8 protein-coding genes, 1 tRNA gene and 1 pseudogene are annotated in these 8,552 nt (G+C 67.6%); 8 read left to right on the top strand and 2 right to left on the bottom strand.

Annotated features, from left to right (window positions below; genetic code table 11):
* On the bottom strand, window positions 1-2,734 hold a 2,734-nt coding region (locus AC2VON_RS13420; RefSeq protein ID WP_486953407.1), incomplete at its 3' end, for a transcription-repair coupling factor.
* Between the two features lie 118 nt (window positions 2,735-2,852).
* On the opposite strand from AC2VON_RS13420, the gene AC2VON_RS13415 reads away from it, so the two are divergent.
* On the top strand, window positions 2,853-3,089 hold the full coding sequence (locus tag AC2VON_RS13415; RefSeq protein WP_486953406.1) for an antitoxin: 237 nt from the start codon (window positions 2,853-2,855) through the stop codon (window positions 3,087-3,089).
* Complete coding sequence (locus AC2VON_RS13410; protein ID WP_486953405.1) at window positions 3,089-3,394, top strand: type II toxin-antitoxin system PemK/MazF family toxin; 306 nt, start codon at window positions 3,089-3,091, stop codon at window positions 3,392-3,394. The genes AC2VON_RS13415 and AC2VON_RS13410 overlap by 1 nt, the downstream gene beginning before the upstream one ends.
* A gap of 7 nt (window positions 3,395-3,401) precedes the next feature.
* On the opposite strand, the gene AC2VON_RS13405 is transcribed toward AC2VON_RS13410, so the two are convergent.
* Complete coding sequence (locus AC2VON_RS13405; protein WP_486953408.1) at window positions 3,402-4,004, bottom strand: TetR/AcrR family transcriptional regulator; 603 nt, start codon at window positions 4,002-4,004, stop codon at window positions 3,402-3,404.
* Window positions 4,005-4,079: 75 nt separating this feature from the next.
* Here AC2VON_RS13405 and AC2VON_RS13400 point away from each other — a divergent pair.
* From AC2VON_RS13400 to AC2VON_RS13375, 6 genes and pseudogenes are all read left to right on the top strand, one after another.
* A tRNA-Gln gene (locus AC2VON_RS13400) sits at window positions 4,080-4,151 on the top strand.
* 101 nt (window positions 4,152-4,252) lie between these two features.
* Window positions 4,253-5,737: a bifunctional UDP-N-acetylglucosamine diphosphorylase/glucosamine-1-phosphate N-acetyltransferase GlmU gene (glmU, locus tag AC2VON_RS13395; RefSeq protein ID WP_486953404.1), complete on the top strand. Its 1,485-nt coding sequence runs from the start codon at window positions 4,253-4,255 to the stop codon at window positions 5,735-5,737.
* A 100-nt stretch (window positions 5,738-5,837) separates the two neighbouring features.
* On the top strand, window positions 5,838-6,818 hold the full coding sequence (locus tag AC2VON_RS13390) for a ribose-phosphate diphosphokinase (RefSeq protein ID WP_486953403.1): 981 nt from the start codon (window positions 5,838-5,840) through the stop codon (window positions 6,816-6,818).
* A gap of 44 nt (window positions 6,819-6,862) precedes the next feature.
* On the top strand, window positions 6,863-7,504 hold the full coding sequence (locus AC2VON_RS13385) for an LpqN/LpqT family lipoprotein (protein ID WP_486953402.1): 642 nt from the start codon (window positions 6,863-6,865) through the stop codon (window positions 7,502-7,504).
* A gap of 197 nt (window positions 7,505-7,701) precedes the next feature.
* A complete protein-coding gene (locus tag AC2VON_RS13380) occupies window positions 7,702-8,364 on the top strand; it encodes a 50S ribosomal protein L25/general stress protein Ctc (protein ID WP_486953401.1) in 663 nt (220 codons plus the stop codon).
* A gap of 12 nt (window positions 8,365-8,376) precedes the next feature.
* Window positions 8,377-8,552, top strand: a pseudogene (locus tag AC2VON_RS13375) (aminoacyl-tRNA hydrolase); the annotation flags it as partial.

The following is an 8,552-nucleotide window of genomic DNA, read 5'->3' as shown; positions in this document are numbered from 1 at the left end:
TCCAGAATCCCTGCACGGTGGTTTCCAGCAGTTCTTCGGGCATCTGGCCGTGCGCGACGGCGACCCGGGCCTCGGGCACCAGGTTGCGCACCCGCGCGGCGGCGGCGTCGATCGTGCTGACCCGGTTGTGCACGTAGAACGCCTGTCCGTCACGCAGCAGCTCGCGGCGCAGTGCGGCGGCGGCCTGCAACGCATCGTGCGGGCCGACGTAAGTCAGCACCGGGTAGCGGTCCTCGGGCGGAGTCAGGATGGTCGACATCTCCCGGATGCCGGCCAGGCTCATCTCCAGGGTGCGCGGGATCGGGGTAGCGCTCATGGTCAGCACGTCGACGTCTGCGCGCAGGCTCTTGATGTGCTCCTTGTGTTCCACGCCGAACCGCTGCTCCTCATCGACGACGATCAGGCCGAGGTTCTTCCAGGTCACCCCGGTCTGCAGCAGTCGGTGGGTGCCGATCGCGATGTCGACACTGCCGTCGGCCAGCCCGTCGATCACCGCGCGCGACTCCTGGGCGTCGGTGAACCGGGACAACCCCCGGACACGCACCGGGAAGCCGGCCATCCGCTCCGTGAACGTCTGTAGATGCTGGTCGGCCAGCAGCGTGGTGGGCACCAGCACGGCGACCTGTTTGCCGTCCTGCACCGCCTTGAAAGCCGCCCGCACCGCGATCTCGGTCTTGCCATAGCCGACGTCGCCGCAGATCACCCGGTCCATCGGGATCGGCTTCTCCATATCGGCCTTGACCTCGCCGATCGCGGTCAGCTGGTCGACGGTCTCGGTGAACCCGAACGCGTCCTCCATCTCGGCCTGCCACGGCGTGTCCGGGGAGAACGCGTGACCCGGCGCGGCCTGCCTCTTGGCGTACAGGCTGACCAGCTCGCCGGCGATCTCGGCGACAGCTCGCCGCGCTTTCGTTTTCGTTTGGGCCCAGTCGCTGCCACCGAGCCGGGACAACGCCGGGGCCTGCCCGCCGACGTAGCGGGACAGCTGGTCCAGCGCATCCATCGGCACGTAGAGCTTGTCGGAATTGTCTCCCCGGCCTCCCCTTTTTCCCGACGCATACTCCAGCACCAGGTACTCGCGCCGCGCGCCGCCGACCGTGCGTTCGGTCATCTCCACGAACCGGCCGATGCCGTGCTGGTCGTGCACCACCAGGTCACCGGCGGCCAGCGCCAGCGGGTCGACGATGTTGCGCCGCTTGGCCGCCAGCCGCCTACCGCGCGGTCCGGTGACCCGGTTGCCGGTCAGGTCGGCTTCGGTGATGACGACCAGGTTGGCGGTGCGGCTCGCGATGATGACGCCGTCGTGCAGCGGCCCGGAGAGCACCCCGACCACACCCGGCTTCGGTGTCGCACCCGGCTCCAGCATCACTGCGGGGGTGTCGGATTCGGCTAACTGTTCGACGACCCGACGCGCCGTACCGGTGCCGGGCACGACGATCGCCGCCGGGCCGCCTGCAGCGACATGGGCGCGCAGCATGGCGAAGATCGCGTCGATATCGCGCTGATGCCCACGAGCCGACGGTGCCGCCCGGATGTCGAGTTCGACCGCCGACTCGTCGGACAGCTGGCTCAGCGTCCACCACGGATTCCCGCCGGCCTGTGCGGCGGCGAGTACGTCGTCGAGCTCACGGAACCCCGATCCACCGAGCTGAGCGATATCGACGGGGGTGTCACCGCCGAGCGCGGCCGCCGACCAGGAGGCCTCCAGGAACTCGCGCCCGGTCTTGATCAGCTCGGCCGCCCGGGTACGAACCTTCTCCGGGTCGCAGACCAGCACCGGGGTGCCGTCGGCGAACTGGCCGGCCAATAGAGCCTCCTCACCGGGACGCAACACCGATGCCAGCGCCTCCATGCCGTCGACCGGGATGCCCTGGGCCAGCTTGGCCAACAGGTCGGCCTGGGTAACCGGGGTGGCGGCGACGGCGTTACCGCTGTGCCGATAATCGCGGACCAACCCGGCTAACTCCGCGGCCCGGGCGCGCACATCGTCGGTCAGTAGCAGTTCCCGGCACGGCACCGCCACCAGTGTGCCGATCTCCACTTCGGGGATGGACCGCTGATCGGCCACCGAGAATGTTCGCACCTCGGTGACCTCGTCGCCCCAGAACTCGACCCGCACCGGATGCTCGGCCGTCGGGGGGAAGACGTCGAGGATGCCGCCGCGCACCGCGAACTCACCGCGCCTGCCCACCAGATCCACCCGGGTGTAGGCCAGCTCGACCAGCCGCGCGACGACGCCCTCGAACGCTGCCTCGTCGCCGACGGCCAAGGTCACCGGCTCGATCATGCCCAGCTGCGGCGCCATCGGTTGCAGTAGCGAGCGCACGGTGGTCACCACCACCCGCAGCGGCGGGCCCAGCCGGGCATCGTCGGGGTGGGCCAGTCGCCGCAGCAGCAGCAGCCGGGCGCCGACGCTGTCCACACCAGGTGAGAGCCGTTCGTGTGGCAGCGTCTCCCAGGATGGGAACATCGCCGCGGCGTCGCCGAAAACACCGCGCAGTTCGCTGGCGAGGTCGTCGGCCTCCCGCCCGGTGGCGGTGACCACCAGCAGCGGGCCGCACGTGGCCAACGCAGCAGCGACGAACAACCGGGCAGCCGCCGGGCCGACCAATGCCAACTCGGCGGGATGATCAGCTGCCCGCTCGATGAGCTGCCGGAAGGTCGGCGCGGTCAGTACCAGCTCCACCAGCCCGGCGATTGGAGTGTCTGGTCGGGCAGGCCCCGTCGCGGTCATAACCGTCAACGACGATACCCAGTGCAGCGGTGAAAAAAAGTGGCGCACATGATCAGGCCCATCCTAGGCATGGGCCGGGCAGAGCCCTCGGCGAATCCCAGCCTGGTACCATCTTGGGATGAGCACACAGATTGCCGTTCGGCTGCCCGACAACATCGTCGCCTTCCTCGACCGTGAAGTCAGTCAGCGACATGCCCCCAGCCGCGCCGCCGTCGTCATCCGCGCCCTCGAACGCGAGCAGCGCCGTCAGATCGCAGCCCGCGACGCCGCTATTCTCGCTGCCGTCACCGAACCCGATCACGACCTCGACAAACTCGCCGAATACAGCGCAAAACTACGCTACGACATCGATTGATGCGGCCGATACACCTCGCCCACCTCGATAAGACGCGGCCCGTCGTGATCCTGACTCGCGAACTGGTGCGGCCGCATCTGGCTCGGGTGACCATCGCGCCCATCACGAGCACGGTTCGCGGTCTGTCTACCGAGGTCGGCGTTGGCACTCAGAACGGACTGCAGCAGAAGTCGGCTGTCAGCTGCGACAACATCTCCACCGTGCCCACCGCTGCGATTGGACGTCAGATCGGCTACCTGTTGCCTGACCAGGAAATGGCGCTCTCTCAGGCAATCCGCGCGGCATTCGACCTCGAGCACTGGTGACTTCCCGCTACTCGTCAAGCAGGATCGGGTCGGCCTCCAGGTGGGTCAGTCCGTTCCAGCACAGATTGACCAGATGCGCGGCTACCACTTCTTTCTTGGGCTCCCGCACGTCCAGCCACCACTGCGCGGTCATCGACACCGACCCGACCAACGCCTGGGCGTACAGCGGCGCAAGCTCGGGGTCCAGGCCGCGCCGGGAGAAGTCGCCGGCCAGGATCGACGACACCTGATTGACCGCATCGTTGAGCAGAGAGGAGTAGGTACCCGCACTGATCGATGCCGGGGAGTCACGAATGAGGATGCGAAATCCGTCGGTGCGTTCGTCGACATAGGTCAGCAACGCGAGCGCCACCCGTTCGATGCGCAGCCGGGACCGGTTGTTGGTCGAGCGGGTCAGCGACGAGGTGATCCCGTCCAGCAACGCCGACATCTCTCGGTCGACGACCACCGCGTACAGCCCTTCCTTGCCCCCGAAATGTTCGTAGACCACCGGTTTGGACACACTGGCCCGCTGCGCGATCTCCTCGATGGAGGTGCCGTCATAGCCACGCACAGCGAACAACGACCGCGCGACGTCGATGAGCTGGTGACGCCGCTCACTACCGGTCATCCTGGCCCGCGGAGGGTGCCCATCCTTGCCCGGAGCAGCCACGGCTATCAGGGTATCGTCACAGCGAAACAGCGATCCGTCGTGGTGTAATCGGCAGCACATCAGATTTTGGTTCTGAGAGTTCAGGTTCGAGTCCTGGCGACGGAGCTGCGGCCGGCTTTGACCGCGAGCGTGCGCGAAACCGGGCAGCCGCCCGGCGTGTCGCCCGGGGACGCGCACGCTCGCGCCGAAGGAGGCAGGGAGGTGAGGTGACAGCGCAAGACGAGTCTGGTGAGACTGGCGAAACTGCGGTCCTGGTCTTGGCGGCCGGGGACGGCACCCGGATGGCCTCGGATACCCCGAAGGTGCTGCACACCCTGGCCGGACGAAGCATGCTGTCACACTGCCTGCACGCGATCGCCAAGACGGCGCCACAGCACCTGATCGTCGTGCTGGGCCGGCACAGTGACCGCATCGCTGCCGCCGTCGGCGAGCTGGCCGGTGCGCTGGGATGCCGGATCGACACTGCGTTGCAGGAGCAGCAACTCGGCACCGGGCACGCCGTGCTGTGCGGTCTGTCGGCGCTGCCCGACGACTTCGCCGGCACGGTCGTCGTCACCTCCGGTGATATTCCGCTGCTGGACGCCGGCACGCTTGCACACCTGGTCACCGCCCACCACAGCGCCCCGGCCGCGGTCACCGTGTTGACCACCACGCTGGCCGACCCAGAAGGCTACGGCCGCATCCTGCGCACCCAGGATCGGGAGGTGATCGCCATCGTCGAACAGGCCGACGCCACCCCGTCACAGGCCGAGATTCGCGAGGTCAATGCGGGGGTGTACGCCTTCGACGTCGCCACGCTGCGTTCGGCGCTGACCCGGCTGAGTCCGGACAACGCCCAACATGAGCGCTACCTCACCGACGTCATCGGGATCATCCGTCAAGACGGTCAGGTGGTGCACGCCCAACATGTCGACGACAGCGCGCTGGTGGCCGGCGTCAACAACCGGGTCCAGCTGGCCGACCTGGGCGCCGAGCTCAACCACCGCATCGTCGCCGCCCACCAGCTGGCCGGCGTCACGGTCGTCGATCCCGCCACCACCTGGGTCGACGTCGACGTGGCCATCGGCCGCGACACCGTCATCGCACCCGGCACCCAGCTGCTGGGCCAGACGAAAATCGGCGAGCACTGCACGATCGGGCCGGACACCACCCTGACCGACACCCATGTCTGCGACGGCGCATCGGTGATCCGCAGTCACGCCGTCTCGGCGTCTATTGGCGCCGCCGCGACGGTCGGGCCGTTCACCTACCTGCGTCCCGGCACGGTGCTCGGCGCCGACGGCAAGCTGGGGGCCTTCGTCGAGACCAAGAACTCCACCATCGGCACCGGAACCAAAGTGCCGCACCTGACCTATGTCGGCGACGCCGACATCGGTGAGCACTCCAACATCGGCGCGTCCAGCGTCTTCGTCAACTACGACGGTGAAGCGAAGCACCGCACCACTGTCGGCTCGTACGTCCGCACCGGGTCGGACACCATGTTCGTCGCACCGGTCACCGTCGGCGACGGCGCCTACACCGGCGCCGGCACCGTGCTGCGCCACGATGTGCCCCCGGGCGCGCTCGCGGTATCGGCCGGCCCGCAGCGCAACATCGAGAACTGGGTGCAGCGCAATCGTACGGGCAGCGCCGCGGCACAAGCCGCCGAGAAGGCGCACGGCGACAACCCGGACCAGACGACGTGGACCTGATTGGCTCGTGCGGATACGGCGGCGGACCGCACACTGCGCTACGTAGGATTAGGCCCGTCAGACAAGAGTCATCGATGATCTCCGACGGCGGGGGCGGCACGTGAGCCACGACTGGATAGACAACCGCAAGAACCTGATGCTCTTCGCGGGCCGGGCACACCCGGAGCTGGCCGAGCAGGTCGCCAAGGAGCTCGACGTCTCGGTCACCGCTCAGACCGCCCGCGACTTCGCCAACGGCGAGATCTTCGTCCGTTTCGAGGAATCGGTGCGCGGCTGCGACGCCTTCGTGTTGCAGTCCCACCCGGCGCCACTGAACAAGTGGCTGATGGAGCAGTTGATCATGCTTGACGCGCTGAAACGGGGCAGTGCCAAGCGGATCACCGCGATCGTGCCGTTTTACCCATATGCCCGCCAGGACAAGAAGCACCGGGGCCGCGAACCGATTTCCGCACGCCTGGTGGCCGACCTGCTCAAGACCGCCGGCGCCGACCGGATCGTCACCGTCGACCTGCACACCGACCAGATTCAGGGGTTCTTCGACGGGCCCGTCGACCACATGCGCGCCCAAGCCCTGCTGATCGGCTACATCAAAGACCACTACGCAAGCCACGACATCGTGGTGGTCTCCCCCGACTCCGGCCGGGTGCGCGTCGCCGAGAAGTGGGCGGACTCGCTGGGTGGCGTCCCGCTCGCCTTCATCCACAAAACCCGCGACCCACAGGTGCCCAACCAGGTGAAGTCCAACCGCGTCGTCGGCGAAGTCGCACAAAAGACCTGCGTTCTCATCGACGACATGATCGACACCGGCGGCACCATCGCGGCCGCGGTGCAGCTGCTGCACGACGACGGCGCCGGGGATGTCATCATCGCTGCCACCCACGGTGTGTTGTCCGAACCCGCCGCTGAGCGGCTCGCGGCCTGCGGCGCGCGCGAGGTGATCGTCACCAACACGCTGCCGATTGGCGACGACAAGCGCTTTCCCCAGCTCACCGTGCTGTCCATCGCACCCCTGCTGGCCCGCACCATTCAGGCTGTTTTCGAAAACGGTTCGGTCACAGGACTATTCGACGGGGACGCATAAATGTCCCGCCCCGACCGCCCGGTCGATGCGGCCTGCGAGATTCTGTGACCCCCCGGGCGGTGGTTGTCGCAATGCTGGTGTGCTCGGCGCTGGCTGTCGGATGCGGCCCTAAAACACCCGATTACCAGGCGATCTGGACTACCAGCAGCACTGCGACGCCGACCGAGACGCCGGTACCACTCGGAAAATACCTGGAGGAACAAGGCGTCCGTGCCGAACCGATGGCACCGGACTCCCTGACCGATCTGACCGTGTCGATACCGACACCCGCGGGCTGGTCGAAGCGAGATAACCCGACGCCCCTGCCGGGCAGCACGGTGATCGGCAAGGGCAAGACCTATCCGACGGCCATGCTGACAGTGTTAATGCTCACCGGGAAAGTGAACGCCGCAGAGTTGGCGGACCACGTCCTTGCCGACGCCGAACTGTCGCAGAACTTCCATAAGCTGGACACCTCCACCGACGACTTTCACGGCTTCCCGTCGGTAATGATCCAGGGCAGCCAGGACCTGGACGGACAGCGCGTACACACCTGGTTCCGGATGGTGCTCGCTACCGGGAGAGCCACCGGATCGCTCCAGCACTATCTGGTTCAACTGACGATCGCGACACTGGCCGACCAGGCTGCCGCGCAGGCTCTCGACGTCGAGAAAATCATCGACGGATTCACCGTGACGGCCAAGTAGGGCCAGGTAAGTCCGAGCAGCTCACCCAAGGAGCCCCAGACTGAATTTCGGCTCGGGGCCCCGGTACGTTAACCTGGCCAGGCGTGACGGCGAGGGCGGCCCGGCCTTTCCGGGTCGCCGTTATCGGCGAGAACCCAGGCGTTGTCGTGATCTGGCCGTGCACCGATGCACATACCCGGTGATCAGAGGAGCGACCGATGGCCAAATCCGCAACCAATCAGCTCACCGCAGCGGTGCGGACCAAGACCGGCAAGGGGGCGTCCCGCCGGGCACGGCGCAACGGCAAGATTCCCGCCGTCCTCTACGGGCGCGGCACCGAACCGCAGCATCTGGAGCTGCCCGCGCACGAGTTCGCCGCCGTACTCCGGCACGCCGGCACCAACGCGGTGCTCACCCTCGACATCAACGGCAAAGCGCAGTTGGCGCTGACCAAAGCGCTGGACATCCACCCGATCCGCCGCACCATCGAGCATGCCGACCTGCTCATGGTGCGCCGCGGTGAGAAAGTGACCGTCGAGGTCACCATCGCCGTCGTGGGCGACGCCGCTCCCGGCACCCTGGTCACCCAGGAGAGCAACACCGTCGAGATCGAAGCCGAGGCGCTGTCCATTCCCGACCAGGTGCGGGTCTCGGTCGAGGGTGCCGAACCCGGCACCCAGTTCACCGCCGGGGGTCTCGACCTGCCCGCGGGCGTGAGCCTGGTGTCCGACCCGGAGTTGCTGGTGGTCAACGTCGTCACTGCGCCCACCGCCGAGGAACCGGAGCCGGCGGCCGCCGCCGAGGCTGCCGGACCGGAGGCCGAGGGCGAGGGTGCTGCCGAGACCGAGGCCTCCGGTTCGACGGCGTCCGACACCGAGTAAGCGGGTCGCGACGTGGCCGAGCCGCCCCTCGCGCTGGTGGTCGGCCTGGGCAACCCAGGACCGCACTATGCCCGCACCCGGCACAACCTGGGCTTCATGGTCGCCGACCGGCTGGCCGCGCGAATGGGGTCGAAGTTCAAGGCGCATAAACGTTCCGGGGCGGAGGTGGCCACCGGCCGGCTGTGCGG

Source organism: Mycobacterium sp. TH-M82, assembly GCF_057473605.1.
This window is presented reverse-complemented; position numbering and strand designations above follow the sequence as displayed.

Coding starts and splice junctions, on each gene's coding strand:
- AC2VON_RS13380 (WP_486953401.1), top strand. CDS start 7,702: ATGGCCAAATCCGCAACCAATCAGCTCACCGCAGCGGTGCGGACCAAG.
- AC2VON_RS13410 (WP_486953405.1), top strand. CDS start 3,089: ATGCGGCCGATACACCTCGCCCACCTCGATAAGACGCGGCCCGTCGTG.
- AC2VON_RS13405 (WP_486953408.1), bottom strand. CDS start 4,004: ATGACCGGTAGTGAGCGGCGTCACCAGCTCATCGACGTCGCGCGGTCG.
- AC2VON_RS13415 (WP_486953406.1), top strand. CDS start 2,853: ATGAGCACACAGATTGCCGTTCGGCTGCCCGACAACATCGTCGCCTTC.